This window comes from Streptomyces sp. NPDC048257 (genome assembly GCF_043201855.1).
Taxonomy (GTDB): domain Bacteria; phylum Actinomycetota; class Actinomycetes; order Streptomycetales; family Streptomycetaceae; genus Streptomyces.
In genome coordinates this window covers 537326-557386 of sequence record NZ_JBICZI010000004.1, presented here as the reverse complement: position 1 = coordinate 557386, position 20061 = coordinate 537326, and the positions used below count along the sequence as shown (strand labels likewise).

At 71.4% G+C, this 20061-nt stretch carries 17 protein-coding genes; 6 read left to right on the top strand and 11 right to left on the bottom strand.

Annotated elements, in window-relative coordinates; genetic code table 11:
- Positions 1 to 108: 108 nt before the first annotated feature.
- The 5 genes from ACGFZK_RS13130 to ACGFZK_RS13110 all read right to left on the bottom strand — a co-directional run bounded on the left by ACGFZK_RS13130 (position 109) and on the right by ACGFZK_RS13110 (position 4913).
- Complete coding sequence (locus tag ACGFZK_RS13130) at positions 109 to 2463, bottom strand: ABC transporter permease (RefSeq protein ID WP_393848924.1); 2355 nt, start codon at positions 2461 to 2463, stop codon at positions 109 to 111.
- Positions 2460 to 3146, bottom strand: coding sequence for an ABC transporter ATP-binding protein (locus ACGFZK_RS13125; RefSeq protein WP_393848923.1), 687 nt, complete (start codon positions 3144 to 3146; stop codon positions 2460 to 2462). The genes ACGFZK_RS13130 and ACGFZK_RS13125 overlap by 4 nt, the downstream gene beginning before the upstream one ends.
- Positions 3143 to 3667, bottom strand: a complete 525-nt coding sequence (locus tag ACGFZK_RS13120; RefSeq protein WP_393848922.1) for a PadR family transcriptional regulator — start codon at positions 3665 to 3667, stop codon at positions 3143 to 3145. The genes ACGFZK_RS13125 and ACGFZK_RS13120 overlap by 4 nt, the downstream gene beginning before the upstream one ends.
- Positions 3668 to 3774: 107 nt before the next feature.
- Positions 3775 to 4008, bottom strand: a complete 234-nt coding sequence (locus ACGFZK_RS13115) for a hypothetical protein (RefSeq protein ID WP_393848921.1) — start codon at positions 4006 to 4008, stop codon at positions 3775 to 3777.
- Positions 4005 to 4913, bottom strand: coding sequence for an SPFH domain-containing protein (locus ACGFZK_RS13110; RefSeq protein ID WP_393848920.1), 909 nt, complete (start codon positions 4911 to 4913; stop codon positions 4005 to 4007). The genes ACGFZK_RS13115 and ACGFZK_RS13110 overlap by 4 nt, the downstream gene beginning before the upstream one ends.
- Before the next feature lie 232 nt (positions 4914 to 5145).
- Here ACGFZK_RS13110 and ACGFZK_RS13105 point away from each other — a divergent pair, with 232 nt between their 5' ends.
- Positions 5146 to 7413 (top strand): transglycosylase domain-containing protein, encoded by a 2268-nt coding sequence (locus tag ACGFZK_RS13105; RefSeq protein ID WP_393848919.1) that lies wholly within the window; start codon positions 5146 to 5148, stop codon positions 7411 to 7413.
- Between the two features lie 89 nt (positions 7414 to 7502).
- Here ACGFZK_RS13105 and ACGFZK_RS13100 read toward each other — a convergent pair whose 3' ends face one another.
- The 3 genes from ACGFZK_RS13100 to ACGFZK_RS13090 form a co-directional block, all read right to left on the bottom strand.
- Positions 7503 to 9692 carry a SpoIIE family protein phosphatase gene (locus tag ACGFZK_RS13100; protein ID WP_393848918.1) on the bottom strand — a complete coding sequence of 730 codons (2190 nt, stop codon included), beginning with the start codon at positions 9690 to 9692 and terminating at the stop codon, positions 7503 to 7505.
- Between the two features lie 305 nt (positions 9693 to 9997).
- Positions 9998 to 10717: a DUF402 domain-containing protein gene (locus tag ACGFZK_RS13095; protein ID WP_393848917.1), complete on the bottom strand. Its 720-nt coding sequence runs from the start codon at positions 10715 to 10717 to the stop codon at positions 9998 to 10000.
- A 111-nt stretch (positions 10718 to 10828) separates the two neighbouring features.
- Positions 10829 to 12232, bottom strand: coding sequence for a class II fumarate hydratase (locus ACGFZK_RS13090; protein WP_393848916.1), 1404 nt, complete (start codon positions 12230 to 12232; stop codon positions 10829 to 10831).
- Between the two features lie 109 nt (positions 12233 to 12341).
- Here ACGFZK_RS13090 and ACGFZK_RS13085 point away from each other — a divergent pair, with 109 nt between their 5' ends.
- From ACGFZK_RS13085 to ACGFZK_RS13075, 3 genes are all read left to right on the top strand, one after another.
- A complete protein-coding gene (locus ACGFZK_RS13085; RefSeq protein ID WP_393848915.1) occupies positions 12342 to 13868 on the top strand; it encodes a ricin-type beta-trefoil lectin domain protein in 1527 nt (508 codons plus the stop codon).
- Between the two features lie 205 nt (positions 13869 to 14073).
- Positions 14074 to 14487, top strand: coding sequence for a peptidase M23 (locus ACGFZK_RS13080; RefSeq protein WP_393848914.1), 414 nt, complete (start codon positions 14074 to 14076; stop codon positions 14485 to 14487).
- A 23-nt stretch (positions 14488 to 14510) separates the two neighbouring features.
- Entirely contained in the window at positions 14511 to 15497 is a 987-nt protein-coding gene (locus ACGFZK_RS13075; RefSeq protein ID WP_393848913.1) for a hypothetical protein, read from the top strand.
- A 64-nt stretch (positions 15498 to 15561) separates the two neighbouring features.
- Here the strand turns inward: ACGFZK_RS13075 and ACGFZK_RS13070 are convergent, their stop codons facing one another.
- The gene (locus ACGFZK_RS13070) at positions 15562 to 16335 is read right to left on the bottom strand and encodes a glycerophosphodiester phosphodiesterase (RefSeq protein ID WP_393848912.1); all 774 of its coding nucleotides are present in this window, start codon (positions 16333 to 16335) and stop codon (positions 15562 to 15564) included.
- 100 nt (positions 16336 to 16435) lie between these two features.
- Between ACGFZK_RS13070 and ACGFZK_RS13065 the strand changes: the two genes are divergently transcribed.
- A complete protein-coding gene (locus tag ACGFZK_RS13065) occupies positions 16436 to 16837 on the top strand; it encodes a hypothetical protein (RefSeq protein WP_393848911.1) in 402 nt (133 codons plus the stop codon).
- On the opposite strand, the gene ACGFZK_RS13060 is transcribed toward ACGFZK_RS13065, so the two are convergent.
- Both ACGFZK_RS13060 and ACGFZK_RS13055 read right to left on the bottom strand, forming a co-directional pair.
- Entirely contained in the window at positions 16797 to 17408 is a 612-nt protein-coding gene (locus ACGFZK_RS13060) for a hypothetical protein (protein WP_393848910.1), read from the bottom strand. The genes ACGFZK_RS13065 and ACGFZK_RS13060 overlap by 41 nt on opposite strands.
- Before the next feature lie 138 nt (positions 17409 to 17546).
- Positions 17547 to 19211, bottom strand: coding sequence for a fumarate hydratase (locus tag ACGFZK_RS13055; RefSeq protein WP_393848909.1), 1665 nt, complete (start codon positions 19209 to 19211; stop codon positions 17547 to 17549).
- A 150-nt stretch (positions 19212 to 19361) separates the two neighbouring features.
- Here ACGFZK_RS13055 and ACGFZK_RS13050 point away from each other — a divergent pair, with 150 nt between their 5' ends.
- Positions 19362 to 20024: a DUF1707 domain-containing protein gene (locus ACGFZK_RS13050; protein ID WP_393848908.1), complete on the top strand. Its 663-nt coding sequence runs from the start codon at positions 19362 to 19364 to the stop codon at positions 20022 to 20024.
- Positions 20025 to 20061: the final 37 nt, after the last annotated feature.

The following is a 20061-nucleotide window of genomic DNA, read 5'->3' as shown; positions in this document are numbered from 1 at the left end:
CGGCATCTGGCACAACTGGACCACCGACGCCAAGATCAAACGATCCCTGATCGCCTACGACCACTGAGAACATCGGACTCATTCATCTAGGGGGTCACACCGCGCGGGTCACTCCGTACGCAGGCCGTCCGGGCGCATCAGCCGCAGCAGCGGCGGCAGGCTGAGCAGGGTCATCACGGCGACCAGGCCCGCGCCGACACCGGCCATCGTCGCGACCGGGGCCCAGTCGATGCGGACGATGCGGCCGGCCATCCGCATCAGGACGGCGCCCAGTCCCAGCCCGGCGGCCACGGCCAGGCCCAGGCCCAGCACGATGGGCAGCGCGGTCTGCCAGAGCACCGACAGGCACAGCGTGGAGCGCTTGGTGCCGAAGGCGACCAGGGACGACAGCAGCTTCCTGCGCTCGCGCAGTTGCTCCAGCTGCGAGACCAGCAGGCTCGTGCCGATCAGGATCAGCACGGCGGTGGAGCCGAAGAACAGCCCGGTGCGGATCGCGGAGTAGCCGGCATCCTCCCGGGTGGACTCCATCATCAGCACGTGGTTGATCGGGTCCGCCTTGAGGGCGGCCGTGCGGGCCAGCTCCAGTGCGTCCGGCACGGTCGGGTCGAGCTGGACGAACACCCGGGTGTTCCCGGCGTGACCGGCCTCCGCGGGGGCGATCGAAGGGGTCAGCAGGATCCCGTCGCGCAGCGTGCCGGCCGGGTCCACGCGGCTGGCGACCGTGCGGGCAGCGGCCGGGAAGGTCCACTCGACGGTCTTCTCCTTCTCGTCCGGACCGCTGAACGGGCCGATGAACGAGGTGAAGGCCATCGTCTCGCCCGGCTTCGCGGGGGAGCCGTAGACGCCGGAGTTCTGGTTCGAGGTGCCGGTGAGCAGGAAGGCGTCGCCGTCCGCGCAGGAGTCCAGTACGGCGACCTCGCGCAGCGCGTCGCACGTACCGATGGTGACCTCGACCTTGTTGCCTGTGTCCGGGCGGTGGTCGGCCTGTACGGAGGTCAGGGCGACGGCCCTGGCGACCCCCTCGGTCGCGGAGAGCTTCGCGGCGACTTCGGCCCGGCCCTCGCCGCCCCGGGGCAGCATGACCGAGAACGCGGCCCGGGACGGGTCCTGGCCGGTGATGTCGGTGTAGTCCTCCTGGACCGCGGCGAAGAGCATCTGCAGGGCGATGGCCCCGGCCACCGCGACCGCGATGCCGTTGACCAGCCGGGCTGCGGCGCCGCTGCCGAGCTGGAGGCGGCGGGTGGCCAGCTGCCAGGAGACCGGGCCGCCGCCGGAGGTCCGGCCGACGAGTTGTTCGAGCAGCCAGGGCAGCAGCGCGGTGATGCCGACCAGCAGCAGCACCACACCGGCGCTGACCTGCGTCTGGTTGAAATCGCCGCCGTCGTCGCCGCGGCCCGCCATCGGGGCGAGCAGACCGAGTCCGGCCAGGGGCAGCAGCAGCCGCCACCAGATGCGCCGCCGCCGCGGGGTGGCCGTACGGACCACGCCGAGCGGTTCGATGACCACGCCGCGCAGGGCGAACTGGGTCACGGCGACGGCCGCGGCGGGCACCACCAGCGCGACGAGCCCGGCCAGCCACACGGACGGGTCGAGGTCGGCCGGGAAGACGCTGCGCTGCTGGAGGGTGAAGCTGCCGACGAGCCCGCGGCCGAAGGCGAAGAATCCGGCGCCCAGCACCAGGCCGACCAGCGACCCGGCGAGGGCCTCGCCGCCGGCGATCCGGCGGACCGTCGGCACGTCCGCGCCGACCAGGCGCAGGGCGGCCAGCCGGCGGTCACGGCGCTCGCCGCCGAAGCGGACGGCGGCGGCGATGAACACGGCGACCGGCAGCAGCAGGGCGACGAAGGTCAGCACCACCAGGAGCCTCAGGACCGGGTCGAGCTCCTCGGGCTCCGTGGCGTTGGCGAAGCCGGTGATCCGCTGGACGCGGTAGTCCTGCGGGCCGGCCTTCTGGAGGCGGTCGGTGCCCGCGTAGTAGAGGAGCTCGCCCGGGCCGATCAGGCCCGCGTCGCCGATGACCTCGGTGACCTTCGCGTCCAGGCGCTCGCGCAGCAGCCTGCCGTCAGGGGAGTCCAGCAGCTCCCGCAGGGCGGGGGAGACGGCCACCTCGCCCGGGCCGGGGATCTTCCGCAGGCCGGGCGGGAGCGGCGCGCCGGGGCCCTCGGCCTGGAGGAACTGGCCCTCGATGTCGTGGTCGCGGTACGTCTGACTCGCGCCGGTGATCAGCAGGGTGCCGGGCCCCGGCGCGTCGGCGGTGGGCGCGCTGATCCTGGAGCGGGCGTCGCCGCGTTCGTATCGGGCGGTGAGCGCGCTGGGCAGCGCGGTGGTGATCAGCAGCAGCGCCACGCCGAGGCCGACGCCGATGCCGGTGAGCAGGGTGCGGGTCCAGCCCTCACGGCCGCCGCCGAAGGCGAAGCGGGCGCCGATGGAGAGGTCGCGGGCCCATACCCGGAGCGTGCTCATACGATCCGCTCCATGTCGCGGGACCTGCCGTCGCGTACGACGATCTCCCGGTCGGAGTAGGCGGCCACCCGGGTCTCGTGGGTGACCAGGACCAGCGCGGCGCTGGCGGACCGGACGGCCTCGGTGAGCAGCTGCATGACGAGCTCGCCGCCCAGGGAGTTGAGGGCCCCGGTGGGCTCGTCGGCGAATATCACCCGGGGCTGGGTGACGAGGGCGCGGGCGACGGCCACCCGCTGTCCCTGGCCGCCCGAGACCTCGCCGGGGCGCTTCGCGGCCAGGTCCTCGACATGGAGCCGCTCCATCCAGTGCAGGGCCGTCCGCTGGGCCTCCCTGCGCTTGACGCCGGTCAGGCGCAGCGGCAGGGCGACGTTCTCCACGCAGGTCAACTCCGGTACGAGCTGGCCGAACTGGAAGACGAAGCCGAACTCGGTGCGGCGCAGGGCGCTGCGCTCGGCGTCGCTCATGGTGGCGAGCTCGCGGCCGGCGTAGGTGATGGAGCCGGAGTCGGGGGTGACGATGCCGCCGAGGCAGTGCAGCAGGGTGGACTTGCCCGAGCCGGAGGGGCCCATCACGGCGACGATCTCGCCGGGGTGGATGGAGAACTCCGCGCCGTCGAGCGCCTGGTTGGCTCCGTACGCCTTGCGCAGGTCCGTGGCGGCGAGCAGGGAGCCGGCCGGGGTCATCGTCGCACCTCTTGGGCGAGCTGGTCGAGGCGGGCCGCGGTGAGCTCCAGCCACCGCAGGTCGGCCTCCAGGTGGAAGAGGGCGTGGTCGCACACCAGCTGGTCGGCGATGTCCCCCTTGCGCTTGCGCTGGGTGAGGATGCGCATGAGGCGCAGGTGCTCGGCGCGCTGGGTGTCCAGCAGCTCGTCGGCGCGGCGGCCCGTGAGGAGGGCGAGGACGACCTTCGTGTAGAGGGTCGAGTGGAGGTACGGCTCGGGCTTCTCGGGCTGCGAGAGCCAGGACTCGACGTCGGTGATGCCGGCGTCGGTGATGGCGTACCGCTTGCGGTCGGGGCCGCCGCCGCTCTCTATGCCCTCGACCTCGACGAGGCCGTTCTTCAGCAGGCGGGACATGGTCGAGTAGACCTGCCCGTAGGCGAGGGGGCGGTCGTGGCCGAACTTCTCGTCGAAGGCGCGCTTGAGGTCGTAGCCGTGGCGCGGGCCGGCCTCGAGGAGGCCGAGGAGGGTGTGACCGATGGACATGCCCGCGACTCTACACCGTGTGTATACGCGGAGTGTATAGAAGGTGAGAGGCCTGGTGGGGCCGGAGTTCCGGCCCCACCAGGCCTCTCGTGAGGCCGGTCGGCGGGTCAGTCCGTGGGCTTCGGGGGCCGCCCCCGGCGCGGGATGGGGCCGGGGGCCGAGGGGAGGCGGCCGGCCTCGGCGAGGGCCCGGCGGAGCAGGAACTCGATCTGCGCGTTGGCGCTGCGCAGTTCCTCGCCCGCCCAGCGGGCCAGCGCGTCGTGGACCTGCGGGTCGAGCCGCAGGAGCACCTGCTTGCGCGCCGGCCGGCCGGCCGGTTTCTCCTCGCCGCCGGGGGTCACTGGTAGAGGGTCCCCGTGTTGACCACCGGCTGGGCGGCGCGGTCACCGCACAGGACGACCATGAGGTTCGAGACCATGGCCGCCTTGCGCTCCGGGTCCAGGTCCACGATGTCCTGCTCCGCGAGACGGGTCAGTGCCAGTTCCACCATGCCCACCGCGCCCTCCACGATCTGCTTGCGGGCCGCCACGACCGCGCCCGCCTGCTGGCGCTGGAGCATCGCGGAGGCGATCTCCGGAGCGTACGCGAGATGCGTGAAGCGGGACTCGATGATCTGCACCCCGGCCGCCTCCACGCGGGCGTGCAGTTCGACCGCCAGGGTCTCGGTGATCTCCTCGGCGTTCCCGCGCAGCGACAGGCCGCCCTCGTCGTGGGCGTCGTAGGGGTACTCGATGGCGATGTGCCGGACCGCCGCCTCGGTCTGGGTCTCGACGAACTCGGTGAAGTCCTCGACCTCGAAGGAGGCCCGCGCGGTGTCCTTGACCCGCCACACCACGACGGCCGCCAGCTCGATCGGGTTGCCGTAGGCGTCGTTGACCTTCAGGACGGCCGTTTCGTGGTTGCGCACCCGGGTGGAGATCCTCGTGCGGGACGTCAGCGGGTTGACCCAGCGCAGCCCGTCGTCGCGGACGGTGCCCCGGTAGCGGCCGAACAGCTGGACGACGCGGGCTTCGCCCGGCGCGACCGTGTTCAGCCCGGTCATCGCGATCACGGAGGCGAGGTCCACGAGCACGCCGAGTGCTATCAGGGTCACCTTGGCCGCGACGCCCGCCGCCACCGAGCCGGCCGCGATCAGGCCTCCGCCCGCCAGCAGACCCACCAGTCCGAGCACCAGCGCCAGGCCGCCGCCGACGCTGCGCGCGGTGAACTCCCGTACTCCGTCAGGGGTGGCGTTTTTGTTCGTCATGATTTGCCCCGTTTCTCAGCTCGCGGCCGGTCGGACCGCCTAGCAAAGTGATATCACTTTTTTGCGCTACGGCAACCCTTCGGCTTAGGTGGGCGTCGGTTCCAGTGATGTGGGTGCTGATTCTCACGTCCGAAATGACCGTAATTAGTCGCGGTTGGCCAACTTTTGTCACAGCCTGCGGTGTTAGCTTTCTGAGCTGACGTCGGGGGGGTAATCGAGCGGAGCGGGAGCGATGGGCCGAGCAGAAGTGCGTAAGGCGCAGCAGCAGCGCGGTGCGCGGCGTGCGCCGAGCGGACGCGCGAAGGGCGACAAGGGAAGCGGAAGTACCGGTAAACGCACCGGCATACGCCGCTTCTTCACCTGGAAGAAGATCCTGGGCACGTTCTTCACGCTGGCGCTGCTCGGCATGGGGGCGCTGATCGCCCTGTACTTCTACGTGGAAGAGCCGGACCCCAACAAGCAGGCCCTCCAGCAGAGCAACGTCTACAAGTACGCAGACGGCTCGATCATGGCGAGCAAGGGCAAGGTCAACCGCGAGATCCTGCCGATCGACAAGATCCCGATGCACGTGCAGGAAGCGTTCATCGCGATCGAGAACAAGTCCTTCCGCGACGACAAGGGCGTGGACTTCAAGGGTCTGGCCCGCGGTCTGTGGAACACGGCCACCGGGCGCGGCAAGGCCGGTGGCTCCACGATCACCCAGCAGTACGTCAAGAACTACTACCTGACCCAGGACCAGACCGCGAGCCGCAAGCTCAAGGAGCTGGTGATCTCCCTCAAGGTCGACCAGCGGATGGAGAAGCCCGAGATCCTCGCGGGCTACCTGAACACCAGCTACTTCGGGCGCGGCGCGTACGGCATCCAGGCCGCCGCCCAGGCCTACTACGGCGTCGACGCCGGGCAGCTGACGCTGGAGCAGGGCGCGTACCTCGCCACCCTCGTCCAGGCCCCCAGCCAGTACGACTGGGCGACCGCCAGCCAGGACACCAAGCAGCGGATCACCGTCCGCTACCAGGCCACCCTCACCAACATGGTCGACACGGGCAAGCTCGAGGAGGCCAAGCGCGCGGCCACGAAGTTCGTGGAGCCGATCCCGCCGCAGCCGCCGATGGGCATGGACGGCCAGAAGGGCTACCTGGTCCAGGCGGCCGAGGCCGAGCTCAACGCCCAGGGCGTCGAGAAAAAGCTGATCGACGCCGGCGGCTGGACCTTCACGCTCAACATCGACCCGAAGAAGCAGGAAGCGCTGGAGAAGGCCGTCCAGGACGAGCTGGAGTCCAAGCTCGACCGCGAGGACACCAAGGGCAAGCCCCAGGACCAGAGCGTGCAGGCCGGTGCCACCTCCGTGGACCCGAAGACCGGCGCGATCGTCGCCATGTACGGCGGTACGAGCCTGAAGGACCACTGGTCCAGCAACGCCCTGCGCAAGGACTACCAGCCGGGCTCGACCTTCAAGCCGGTCGTGCTCGCCTCCGCGCTGGAGAACGGGTCGAAGACCCAGGACGGCAAGCCGATCACGCCGAACGCCCTGTACGACGGCACCAGCAAGCGCCCGGTCGTCGGCAGCGACATCCCGTTCGCGCCGCAGAACCAGGAGGACCGCAACTTCGGCACCCCGATGATGACGGTCCAGGAGGCGACCAACTTCTCGGTCAACTCCGTCTACGCGCAGATGATCGTGGACGTCGAGCCGCGCAACGTGAAGAAGACGGCCCTGGCCCTCGGCATGAAGGACCGCGACGGCTGGCCCGAGGACAAGCCGGCCATGTCGCTCGGCACCATGAGCGCCAACACCGTGGAGATGGCGGGCGTCTACGCCACCTTCGACGCCCACGGCAAGAAGGTCACGCCGACCATCATCAAGAAGGCCGAGCACAAGGACCGCGTGGTCGAGCCGGTCCAGCCCATCGGTGCGCAGGCCATCAGCCGCCAGACCGCCGACACCGTCACCAAGGTGCTCACGGGCGTCGTCAACGACGATGGCGGCTCCGGCAACAAGGTCCGCAGCAGCTCCTACGAGGCCGCCGGCAAGACCGGTACCACCGAGAACAACGTCTCCGGCTGGTTCTCCGGGTTCACCCCGGAACTGGTCACCGTCGTCGCGATCTTCGGTGAGGAGCCCGGCACCGCCAAGCAGGTCACCCTGACCGGTACGGCCGGCCTCGGCCGTCTGGGCGGTTCCAGCTTCCCCGCCTCGATCTGGAAGGCGTACACCCTCGCCGCCCTCAAGGGCGGCAGCGCGGGCAAGTTCCAGCTGAGCGAGGCGGAGATGGGCGCCGTGCAGGCGCCGTCCCGCAGCGCCTCGCCGTCGGCCTCGCCGAGCCAGTCCTCCAGTGCGCCGGCCGCCAGCAGCAGCCCGCCGCAGTCCCCGACGGCGTCCACGTCGCCCAGCCCGACCAAGTCGGGCACGTCGCCGTCGCCGTCGACGTCCCCGTCGCCCTCGGCGACCAAGACCGGCGGTCCGAAGCCGCCGGACCCGCCGCTGTTTCCCGAGCACTAGGGCCCTCCAGGCCCTGCCGGCACCCGAAAGACCGCCGCCGCGCAGCCTTCACAGGCTGCGCGGCGGCGGTCTTTTCCGTGGTCCCGGGGTCAGCGCCGCTCCGGCGCCCCCGGCAGCGGCAGCTCGAACCAGACGACCTTTCCGCTGCTGAGCCGCGTCGCGCCCCAGCGGCGGGCCATCCGGTTGACCAGGAACAGGCCGCGGCCGCCCTCGTCCGTGTCCCGCGCGCGGCGCTGGCGGGGCAGTTGCGGGGAGTCGTCGCCGACCTCGCAGCGCAGTACGTCCGTACGCAGCAGACGCAGGGTCACGGGCCGCTCCGCGTACCGGACGGCATTGGTGACCACCTCGCTGACCAGCAGCTCCAGCGAGTCGCTCAGCTCCTCCAGGCCCCATCGCGTCAGGGCGCGCCGGGCGAACCGGCGGGCCCGGCCCGGAGCGGTCTCCTCCGGGTCCAGGAACCAGTACGCGACGTCACTGGGCGCGATCCCGTCGAACCGGGCCGCCAGCAGCGCGATGTCGTCGTCCCGGTCGCCGGGGCCGAGCATGTCCAGGACGTCGTCGCAGAGCGCCTCCAGCGGCGGCGGGTGATCCAGGCCGGTCAGCTGGGCGGTGGTGGCGAGACGCTCGCGGAGCTGCTCGATGCCCGTCCACACGTCCCGCAGGCGGGATTCCACCAGGCCGTCGGTGTAGAGCAGGAGGGTGCCCCCGGCGGGTGCGTCCAGCTCCACGGCCTCGAAGTCCACGCCCCCGACACCGATCGGCGCGCCGGGCGGTACGCGGAGCACCTCGGCGCGGCCGCCCAGGTGCAGCAGCACCGGCGGCGGGTGACCGGCGTTGGCGATGGTGATCCGGTGCGCGACGGGGTCGTAGACCGCGTACAGGCAGGTGGCCATGCGGTCGGAGCCCAGGCGCTGCGCCTGCTCGTCCAGGTGGTGCAGGACCTCGGCGGGCGGCAGGTCCAGCTGCGCCAGGGTCTGGGCGGTGGTGCGCAGCTGGCCCATGATCGCGGCGGAGGTCATGGAGTGGCCCATGACGTCGCCGACGACGAGCGCGACCCGGCTGCCGGGCAGCGGTATGGCGTCGTACCAGTCGCCGCCGACCCGCGCCGTCTCGGCGGCGGGCAGGTACCGGGAGGCGAGGCGCACCCCGGTGGGCTGCGGGAGGCTGTCCGGCAGCATGGTGCGCTGCAACTCGTCGGCGATGTACGCCTCACGGCCGTACAGGACCGCCTTGTCGATGCCGAGGGCGGTGTGCGTGGCCAGCTGGGCGGCGACCAGGAGGTCGTTCTGCTCGAAGGCGGGCCGTTCGGGGCTGCGCAGGAAGACGGCGGCGCCGATCACCCGGCGGCGGCCGCGCAGGGGCGCGAGGACGGCCCGGTTGCCGCGCGGCAGCGGATGGTCCACGCCGAGCAGCTCGGGCAGTGCGGCCCGCGCGGCGGCCGAGGACCCGAAGACGGGCCGTACGCCGCGCAGCACCTCGGCGAGCGCGCCGCCCGACCGGATCTCGCACAGCTCGGCCGCGGGCAGGTCACCCTGCGGTCCGACCAGCGGCAGCTGGCTGAAGTCGAGCTCGCCGGTGGCCCCCGCGGCCCCGGCGAGGTCCATCCCCGCGCCGATGGTGCTGCTCAAGTCCGTCAGGTCGTCGATCGGCCGGAGCCGGTCGGTGCGCCGGAGCCTTAAAACGACCGGGCCGACGGGCCGCTCGTCGCCGACCGGGAGCGGGTCGCGCAGGTAGACGAGGATGGCGTCCGAGAAGGTCGGCACGGTGGCCCGGCACAGGCCCAGCACGATCTCGTCGAGGTCGATGCCGCGGGCGATCCGCCGGGTGGCGGCGCCGACGAAGCGCAGCCGGTCCCCTTCGCGGCGCGCGGCGGTCACCTCTCCGCCCCCGCCCGGTATTCCGGTCCCGCCGCTCCCGTGGCGTCCGGCTCCGCCGGTACCGGCGGCCGCCCCGGCGCCATCGTGGGCCGCGTCGTTCCGCGGGCGTGCGCTGTCGTGGACCTGCCCCTGTGCCGGGCCCTGGCCCTGGGGGGAATCCGCGGCGGCCGGGACCTCCGCCGACGCGGAACCACGGGGCCGGGGCAGCCCGGCGGCCGAGCGGGCCGCCCGCGCGTCGGAGGCCGCGGCGGTCGCGCCGCCCGGCTCCGCGCCCGTGCCCGGCGCATGCGTGCGTACGGCCTCGGCGGCGGCGATGGGTGCCTTGCCGTGGCCGGCCTCGTCCGTTCCTCCGCCGGAGGCGACGGGCTGCGGGCCCTCCTGGGAGGTGGGGTACTCCGTCACGCGTGGATTTCCGTCCGTTTGCGCTCGATGTGCGCTGCACACAACTCGGTCAGTCGCGGTATACCCGCTCAGCGGCCCGGGCACCATCGCCCCGAGGTTCCTCCCCCAAACTTGTCCCCCAACCTCCGGCCGGGAGGTGCCCTGGCGGACCCTCGCCCTCGTCGCCCCTCGTCGTGCGTTGACCTCCGGTCAGATCCCGTGCTCGGCCCGGCACTTGCGCAGTGGTGCACCGACCGCACCGCTTCGCGCGCGTGACCTCGTGGAGGACGATCCTACGTTTGAACCCTGGGGGCGCATCAAGGGTCTCATGAGCTCATGTGCGCCGGGGTGCGGTCCCAGTCCTCGGGGAGGGCCGGAATCCTCCAGGCCGGATCCGGCCGCCAGTCCTCCCAGCCGCCGCAGAACGGGGCTCCCCATTCCCTGATCACCTCGACCGCCGCGCGGCCGGCCTCGCGTACCCGGGCGGCCTGCTCACGGTCCATCAGGCCGGACCGCTGGGCCTGCGCGAACTCGTCCTCGTCCAGCCACTTCCAACTGCGGTCGGGGTGGACGGCGATGTCGAGGAAGTGGTCCACGGAGTCCACCCCGCCGGCCCAGCGCGAGCGCGGCTCCTCCAGGTTCACGTACCAGTTCTCGAACTGCCAGCCGGGTCCCCAGAACAGCCACACCGACCAGGGTTCCCCGGGCCGGGCCAGTTTCAGGACACCGGTGCCGAACCAGCGCGACCGTACGGTGGTCCGCGCCGCCGTGTAGCGGGTGGCGAGCGGTTCCTCGTGGACGGCGGTGCCGTCGGCGAGGACCGGTTTGACGCATTCGGTGCCGGGCGCCATCCACACCGCCAGCAGCTCGTCGGTGTCCTGGACCACGGTCACCGGGCGGCAGATGTGCACGGGGCCCTTCAGTCCCGGGGCGTGGTCGCGGTAGCGCCAGAGGATCTGCTCCCCGGGCGTCCAGCGCGGGCCCTGCGCGGGGCCCGGCGGCGCGCTCTGCGCCGCGCCGCTCCCGGGCTTGAAAGTACCTGTCATGCGCAGATCTTAGGGCGGGGGTCCCGGCGCCCGCTGCGGCGCAGGCCACCGGGTGCTCGGGGGACGAGAATCGGCCGAAACCGACCCCCGCGAGGGGGCCGGCCGGGCGGGTCAGGGATGCGTCATGCGCAGCACGTCCAGGGCCTCGTCGAGCTGTTCCAGGGTGAGGTCGCCCCGTTCCACGTAACCGGAGTCCAGGACCACCTCCCGGATCGTCCTGCGCTCGGCGAGGGACCGCTTGGCGACCTTGGCGGCCTCCTCGTAGCCGATGTAGCGGTTGAGCGGGGTGACGACGGAGGGCGAGGACTCGGCGTATTCCCTGGCCCGCGCCTCGTTGGCGGTGATCCCGTCGACCGTGCGGTCGGCCAGCAGACGGCTCGCGCTGCTGAGCAGCCGGATCGATTCGAGGAGGTTCCTGGCCATCACCGGGAGCATCACATTGAGCTCGAAGTTGCCGGCCGCGCCCGCCACGGCGACGGCGGCGTCGTTCCCCATGACCTGGGCGGCCACCATCAGGACGGCCTCCGGAACCACCGGATTGACCTTCCCGGGCATGATCGAGGAGCCCGGCTGGAGATCCGGGAGATTGATTTCGGCCAAACCGGTGCGCGGCCCGGAAGCCATCCAGCGCAGGTCGTTGGAGATTTTGGTGAGCGAGACGGCGATCGTACGGAGCATCCCGGAGGTTTCTACGAGGGCGTCCCGCGCGCCCTGCGCCTCGAAGTGGTTGCGGGCCTCGGTCAGCGGCAGTCCGGTCGTCCCGGCCACCTCGGCGATCACGGCGGCGGAGAACCCGGGCGGGGTGTTGATGCCGGTGCCCACCGCGGTGCCGCCCAGCGGCAGCTCGGCCAGGCGGGGCAGGGCCGCCCGCAGCCGCTCGACGCCGTAGCGGATCTGCACGGCGTATCCGCCGAACTCCTGGCCGAGGGTGACCGGGGTGGCGTCCATCAGGTGCGTGCGCCCGGCCTTGACGACGTGCTCGAACTCGGCGGCCTTGCGCTCCATCGCGGCGGCCAGGTGCTCCAGGGCGGGGATGAGCGCTCCGGTGACGGCGGCGGTGGCGGCGATGTGGATGGAGGAGGGGAACACGTCGTTGGAGCTCTGCGAGGCGTTGACGTGGTCGTTGGGGTGGACCTCCCGGCCCAGGCGCTCGGTGGCCAGGGTGGCGATCACCTCGTTGGTGTTCATGTTGGACGAGGTTCCGGAGCCGGTCTGGAAGACGTCCACGGGGAAGTGGTCGTCCCAGCGGCCGTCCGCGACCTCGGCGGCGGCGGCCCGGATCGCGTCGGCGATGTCCTGGTCCACGACGCCGAGCTTCGCGTTCACCACGGCGGCGGCGGCCTTGATCCGGGCGAGGGCCTCGATGTGGGCGCGCTCCAACCGCTGCCCGGAGATGGGGAAGTTCTCCACCGCGCGCTGGGTCTGGGCGCGCCATTTGGCATCCCGGGGCACCCGTACGTCGCCCATGGAGTCGTGCTCGATCCGGTAGGCGTCGGCCTGCTGGTCGTCCGTCATTTTCGTGGCCTCCTCAAAAAGTTGAGCAATTGTCTTGTTCGAAGTGTTCCCAACTCCCCTACCGGCCAGTAAATACCGGGGGTAACACCGACATCCGGGGAGGCGTTTCATGGCTCGTGCCCGTACGAAACCCGTGCTCAGATCTACCTTCGCCGTCGTTGCGGCGATCGCGGCAGCCCTGGGGGGCGTCACCGCCATCACCCCCATGGCCCAGGCGGCGACCCCCTCCGGGGCCGTCGCACCCCTGTCGCCCGAGCTGGAGGCCATCCGCGCCGCGGAGGCCACCAGGATCTACGGCGACCCGGTCGTGCGCCCGCTGAACGAGCGCAAGACCGGCCTGATCTCGCTGGGTGACAGCGAGATCTCGGGCGAGGGCGTCGGCAACTACGACCCCGCGACCAACACGCCGAACAACCAGTGCCACCGATCGCCGGACTCGGCGATCCACCGCACCGGCATCCCGGCCGATCTGACCTTCAACGTCGCCTGCTCCGGCGGCTACACCGGCAACATCAGGATCGGCGGCGGCAAGCAGTACGCCGACGAGCTGGTGCAGAGCGACAGCCTGGCCATCAAAGCACGCAACACGAAGATCAAGATGGTCCTGCTGGTCGCCGGAGCCAACGACGACCTGCAGTTCGGCCCCGTCATGACCGACTGCGTGACCCGCTGGGTCCTCAGCCAGGGCACCTGCGAACCCAAGTACGGGCCCGGCTGGCAGGCGCGCGTCGACGGACTCAAGCCCAAGGTCGAGGCCACCGTCGCCGACCTCAAGACGGTCATGCGCGACGCCGGATACGCCGACTCCGACTACAAGCTGGTCGTGATGGGCTACCCCAGCCCCATCGGCCCCGACTTCTACGACAACCCGGGCTTCCCCGGCAAGCTGCCCGGCGGCTGCGCCGGCTACGACTCCGACGCCGCCTGGGGCCGCAACTACGCGGTGCCCACCTTCGAGAAGGGCATGCGCGCGGCGGCCCTCGCCTCCGGCGCGGTCTACCTGGACAACTCGCGGCTCTTCCACGGCCACGAGGTCTGCATGGAGGACACCTGGGCCCGCGGCCTCTACCTGGACCTCGGGGACCACTTCCCGTGGGACGAGAACACCGCCCGCCAGTCCTTCCACCCCAACTACCGCGGCCACGGCGCCTTCGCGTCCTGTCTGACCCAGCTCTACAACTCGGGCCTGCGCGAGGCCTCCTGCGCCGACCCCGCGAGCACCGGGACGCCCGTCCTGCAGGCCGGCGCCTGGGACGACAAGTTCAAGCCCCTGAAGAACGAGGCGACCGGCAACTGCCTCGACTCCTTCGGCGGGTCCAGCGCCAATGAGACCAAGATCGTCGGATGGGACTGCCACGGCGGCCGCAACCAGGGCTGGTGGTACGACAGTGCCCGCAAGTCCGTCCACACCGAGCTGACCCAGGACCGCTGCCTCGACGCCCCCGGCGCCGACTACGGCTCCGGCACCGGCCTGATCATCTGGAACTGCCACGGTGGCGCGAACCAGCAGTTCGTCCGCGACGGTGCCACCCTCCGCCCCGCCGCCGCCCCGGGCATGTGCCTGACGGTGGCCGCCGCCCACGAGCCGCTGCGCCTGCAGACCTGCAACGGCTCCGCGAACCAGCGCTTCGTGTAACCGCCCCGCACCACCGGACCCCCACGCCCGGCCGGCGCACCCCGGCCGGGTGTATTCGTGCACGGCTTCAGCCATGGCCGAAAAGGTACCCATCGGTAACTTATTGGGTTTCCCGTCCCTCGTTCCGTGCATACGATCTTGTGGTTGTCGCACTTTCGGGGGTCTGACCGTCCCCCGGGAGTGCCATTCAAGGGGGATTGATTCCATGAAGTCCATGCGTGCTGCCGTCGCGGCGGTCGCGGCATCCGGAGTGCTGGTTCTCGCGCTGCCTTCCGCAGCCCAGGCCGCGCCCACCAACCGCTGCTATCCCGACATGGCCTGCCTGTACTACAACTCGAACCAGGCGGGCGCCCTGTCGCAGATGTACCACATCGAGAACTGGCCGGCCTACGACTTCGCAGGGGTGGTGTTCAACCGCGGCACCGGGAACGGGGAGGGCGTCGCGCTCAAGAACAACGCCGCTTCGGCGGACAGCCGCTACACGAACCAGGCCGTTCGCGTTCATTTCAACAGCTGGTACAAGGGCCCCTACGACGTGGTCGAGCCCCAGACGAGGCGGAATCTCAACGCGACGTACAACAACAACGCGTCCTGGAACTACCACCCGAACGCCGTCTGAGGGCCGAGAGAATGCCGAGCGAAATGAACAAGAAGCGCACTCGTATTTCCCTCCTCGCGATGGCCGTGGCTTCCGGAGCGGTGATGGCGGGTTACGCGGCCTCCGCCGGTACGGACGCCGGTGCCGCCTCCGCCGCCGGTGCCGACGCGACGGCGATCGCCGGCTCCGCGAAGGTCCGTACGCTGCCGATCGAGCAGTACCTGCCGACCCCGGCCGAGTACGCGAAGCTCAGCCAGGCCGGCGGAGCACTCCAGCAGAAGTGCATGCAGGGCCTCGGCTTCGCCTCCTTCCAGGCTCCCGAGCAGGCCCCGGCAGACCCGCGCGAGACCTTCACCGACCTGCGCTACGGCACCGTGGACGCCGCCCAGGCGGCCCGCTCCGGCTACAAGCCCGAGTTCGCGGGCTCCGCGCGCACGGCCAAGGCGGGCGGAGCGTCCGCGGCAGCCGCGGCCGACGGCCCGGCCCCGTCCGCAGCGGTCCAGCCGGTGCTGGGCGACGCGGAGTGGCTCGCGATGACCGGCACCACCAAGGAGGTCGGCGACACCGCCAAGGCCAAGCAGGCGGCACCGAGCCAGGTCCAGGGCAAGGACATCCCGCCGGGCGGCTGCGTGGCCGAGTCCACGCGCACCCTCACGGGCGGCGGCGAGCAGCTGTACGCGGACCTCGCCCAGGACATCAACGGCCAGTCCTACAAGGAGTCCCTCAAGGACCCCCGGGTCACCAAGGTCTTCGCGGCCTGGTCCGCCTGCATGAAGGGCAAGGGGTACGACTACAAGAACCCCATGCAGGCCAACGACGACCCGAAGTTCTCCGTGCCGACGGTCTCCGCGCAGGAGATCGCCGTGGCGACCGCGGACGTGGCCTGCAAGAACAAGACGAAGCTGGTCGACGTCTGGCACGCGGCCGAGGCCCAGATCCAGCAGAAGATGATCGACGCCCGCGCGAACGAGATGGGTGCGATCAAGAAGGCGAAGCAGACCGCCCTGAGCAAGGCCCAGGGCGCCTCCTGAGCGAGGTCCGGCCCGGCTCCGCCCGTGCGGGGCCGGGGCCGGGCCGGACCCGCACCCGCGGAGGTCAGCGGAGCGCCTCCAGCTGTTCGCGCACCTCGCGCGGCCGGTTGGTGATCAGGGTGTCCACGCCGAGCCGCAGGCACAGCTCCACGTCCTGCGGCTCGTCCACCGTCCAGACCCGGACCGACAGCCCCTTCGCCTTCAGCCGGCCCACCAGCCCCGGGTCCCGGCGTACGAGGTCGATGCCCGGGCCCGCGTGGGTCGCGTACGGCGGGCGCACCGGGCGCAGCCGCCGCTCCATCAGGTAGACGGCGGGCAGACCGGGCGCGAGCCGGTGCAGCCGGGTCAGGGCGCCGCGCGAGAAGCTCATCACCTCGACCAGCCCGGCCGAGCCGTCGGCCAGGCCGTACTGCCGGAGCATCCGCACCAGCTCGGCCTCCAGCCGGCCGCCCGCACGGGTCGGGTGCTTGGTCTCGACGGCGAGCCCGACCGGCCGGGGCGCGGCCAGCGCTTCCCGGAGCAGGTCCTCGAAGAGCAGTACCCGGGCCCCGGTGTGCGCGGTCCCCTTCCACGCCCCGAAGTCGAGGGCGGACAGCTCCTCGTAGGTCATCTCGGAGACCACCCCGCGCCCGTCGGAGGTCCGCTCGACCCGGCGGTCGTGCACACAGACCAGCCGGTGGTCGGCGGTGAGCCGGACGTCGCACTCGAGCGCGTCGGCCCCGTCGGCGATGGCCTGCCGGTAGGCGGCCAGGGTGTGCTCGGGGTGCTCGTGGGAGGCCCCGCGATGGGCCACCACGCGGACGGCGCGGGCGGTACGGAGGGGGGACGCAGCAGTCATACGGAAATCCTTGCAAACCGGTGTGAACGTGCAGGTGTGGAGCCGTGTCCCCGACGTTAACCGGATGCGGTGGCCCCTGCGGGGCGGGCATGGTGGTGCCATGCCGGAGCCGACGTCGATGTCCCTGGTGTGCGAGCCGTGCCGGCGCTGCGTGTTCCACGCGTGGCAGCTGATCGACGGGGACGGGCTCTGCTGGCAGGCGGAGTGGGAGTGCGACACCTGCGCGTTCGGCGCCCCGGACGTCTGCAACCGTGACGAAGGACGGGGGCCGGCGCCCCAGTACGTCCGTGCGGCCGTCGTCGCGGCCGAGGGGACGGTCCCCGTGAACCTCCGCGGCGGCGGCGTGCCCGCCCTGAGGGCCGTCCGGAAGGTGCTCGGACTGACCCTGGCGGAGCTGCACGCCGCCGTACGGGACGGCTACCGGGCCACCCCGGTCGAGGCGGAGCTGATGACGCGGCTGATCACGGGGTGGACGGCCGCGGGGCCAGCGGGGCCGGGGTGACCTTGAAGCCGCCCTTGGTGACCTCGGTGAACGGGGCCGGGGCCATGCACGTGCCCACGCGGGGCTCGGACACCGAGCCGTCGGGCTGCACGTCGACGTTGGCGATGCCCCACGAGAAGCCCACCCGGTCGGGCCCACCGCGTTCGCCGTCCTGGACGCTGATCCCGATCCGCTTGCCCTCCCAGCCGACGTTCGAGGAGGTCACCACTGCGGTGATCGTGGCCGTTTTGCCGGCGGTGACCATGCAGTCCACCTCCGCCTCGGCGACGCCCGTGAAGTCCCTGTCCGGCATCGCGTGGTAGACGGTCACCCGGCCGCGCGCGTCCACCGGCAGGCCCTGTTCCCCGCCCTCGGCCGGGAAGGGCCTGCTCCACGGGGCGGCCTCGGCATCGACGGTGAAGCGGATGTCGTCCGCCCTCGGGGCGTAGGGGTAGAGCACCGTCCCGCCGCCGTGCACCGAGGCGAGCTTCGGCGCGGCCGGAGCGGCAGGGGCCGGAGCCGCGCCGATCAGCGTCGCCACCAGAGCGGCGGCGGTGCCGGCCAGAATGAGGGCGCGCTTGCGGTTCTTCATCGTGAACTCCCGTGTTCCAAGAGGTGTTTGGGTACGGGTAAAGCCTCGCCGCCGGGCGCCCCCGGCTCCATCTGCCGATGGGCGGATATGCCTGAGGGTCTCTCCCCCGTTCGGGGGAGAGACCCTCAGGCCGTCGCGCTACAGACCCGGGCCGCGGACCGGGATGTGGGTGAACGTCGGCTCCGGGGCCGGGTTCTGGAAGAAGTCGTTGCCCTTGTCGTCCACGACGATGAACGCCGGGAAGTCCTCGACCTCGATCTTCCAGACCGCCTCCATGCCGAGCTCCTCGTACTCCAGGACCTCGACCTTCTTGATGCAGTCCTGGGCCAGGCGCGCCGCCGGGCCGCCGATCGAGCCCAGGTAGAAGCCGCCGTGCGTGCCGCACGCGTCCGTCACCTGCTGCGAGCGGTTGCCCTTGGCCAGCATGACCTTGGAGCCGCCCGCCGCCTGGAACTGCTCGACGTAGGAGTCCATGCGGCCGGCCGTGGTCGGGCCGAAGGAGCCCGACGCGTAGCCCTCGGGGGTCTTCGCGGGGCCGGCGTAGTAGACCGGGTGGTCCTTCAGGTACTGCGGCATCTCCGCGCCCGAGTCCAGCAGCTCCTTGATCTTGGCGTGCGCGATGTCGCGCGCCACGACCAGCGGGCCGGTCAGCGAGAGCCGGGTCTTGACCGGATGCTTGGTCAGCGTCGCCAGGATGTCGTCCATCGGCTGGTTCAGGTCGATGGAGACCACGTCCGACGCCTCGCTCAGATGCTCGTCCGTCGTGTCCGGCAGGAAGCGCGCCGGGTCCGTCTCCAGCTGCTCCAGGAAGACGCCCTCGGCGGTGATCTTCGCGGTGGCCTGGCGGTCCGCCGAGCAGGACACGGCGATCGCGACGGGCAGCGAGGCGCCGTGGCGCGGGAGGCGCACGACGCGGACGTCGTGGCAGAAGTACTTGCCGCCGAACTGCGCGCCGATGCCGATCTTCTGGGTCAGTTCGAAGACCTGCTCCTCCAGGGCCTCGTCGCGGAAGCCGTGGCCCAGCGGGGAGCCCTCGCGGGGCAGCTCGTCCAGGTAGTGCGCCGAGGCGTACTTGGCGGTCTTCAGCGCGTGCTCGGCGGAGGTGCCGCCGACCACGATCGCCAGGTGGTAGGGCGGGCAGGCCGCCGTACCGAGCGAGCGGATCTTCTCCTCCAGGAACTTCATCATGGAGGCCTCGTTGAGGACCGCCTTGGTCTCCTGGTAGAGGAAGGACTTGTTGGCGGAGCCGCCGCCCTTGGCCATGAAGAGGAACTTGTACGCGCCGCCGTCGGTCGCGTAGAGCTCGATCTGCGCGGGCAGGTTCGAGCCGGTGTTCTTCTCCTCCCACATGGTGATCGGGGCCATTTGCGAGTAGCGCAGGTTCAGCCGCGTGTAGGCGTCGTAGATGCCGCGCGACAGGGCCGCCTCGTCGCCACCTGAAGTCAGTACGTTCTGGCCGCGCTTGCCCATGACGATCGCCGTGCCGGTGTCCTGGCACATGGGCAGGACGCCGGCCGCCGCGATGTTCGCGTTCTTCAGCAGGTCCAGGGCCACGAACTTGTCGTTCGAGGAGGCCTCGGGGTCGTCGATGATGCGGCGCAGCTGCGCGAGGTGCGCGGGGCGCAGGAAGTGCTGGATGTCGTGGATGGCCTCTTCGGCGAGCTTGCGCAGCGCCTCCGGCTCCACCTTGAGGAACGTACGGCCGTCCGCCTCGAAGGTGGATACGCCCTCGGCGGTCACCAGCCGGTAGGGGGTGGTGTCCTCGCCCAGGGGCAGCAGGTCGGTGTACGCAAACTCTGGCATGACGGCAGTCATTCCTCACTCGGCAGACGGCGCTGGCGACCAATTGGCAGCGCGGTTAACCAGCGTAGGACCTCTCGCCGGTGGCTTGTCTGTGAGGTAAGGCTCACTCGGCAGTATCGCGATCTATCGTGTCTGGCTATGCTGGGCGTCGTGGACCTGGAAAAGCACCCCGCCGCCGCCCCCGCACCCGCCGCCGCCGAGCTGCGCGCCTCCGACGCGGACCGGGACCGCATCGCGCAGATCCTCGGCGATGCCCTCGCCGAAGGCCGGCTGACGGCCGAGGAGCATTCCGACCGCCTGGACACGCTGTACGCGGTCAAGACCGTCGGCGAGCTGGAAGTCCTCGTACGGGATCTGCCCGCGCCCGGCGGCGTCCATGCCCCGCCCGCGTACGCGGCCCACTCCACCGGCTCCGCCGGTCCCGCGGAGACCATCGTCGCCGTGTGCAGCAGCTCCGCCCGCAAGGGCCGCTGGCGCCCGGGCGCGCACACCCGCGCCGTCTCGGTCATGGGCGACATCACCATCGACCTCACCGAGGCGGTCTTCGAACAGCAGGTCACCGAGATCAACGTGACCTGTGTCCTCGGCAACGTCGAGGTCCTGGTCCCGGAGAACGTCACCCTGCGCGGTTACGGCAGCGGGGTCCTCGGCAACTTCGAGGTGCGCGGGGAGGGCCGCGGGGAGAGCGACCCGCAGGCGCCGGTGGTGATCGTCCGGGGCTTCGCCCTGCTCGGCAACATCGAGGCGCGGCCCAAGCCGGGTGCCCGTCTGGTGGATCTGGCCCGCAAGCTGCGCAAGCGCCTGGAGGGCTGAAACCGGCCGGGACCGGCCGGGACCGCCCAGACCGAAG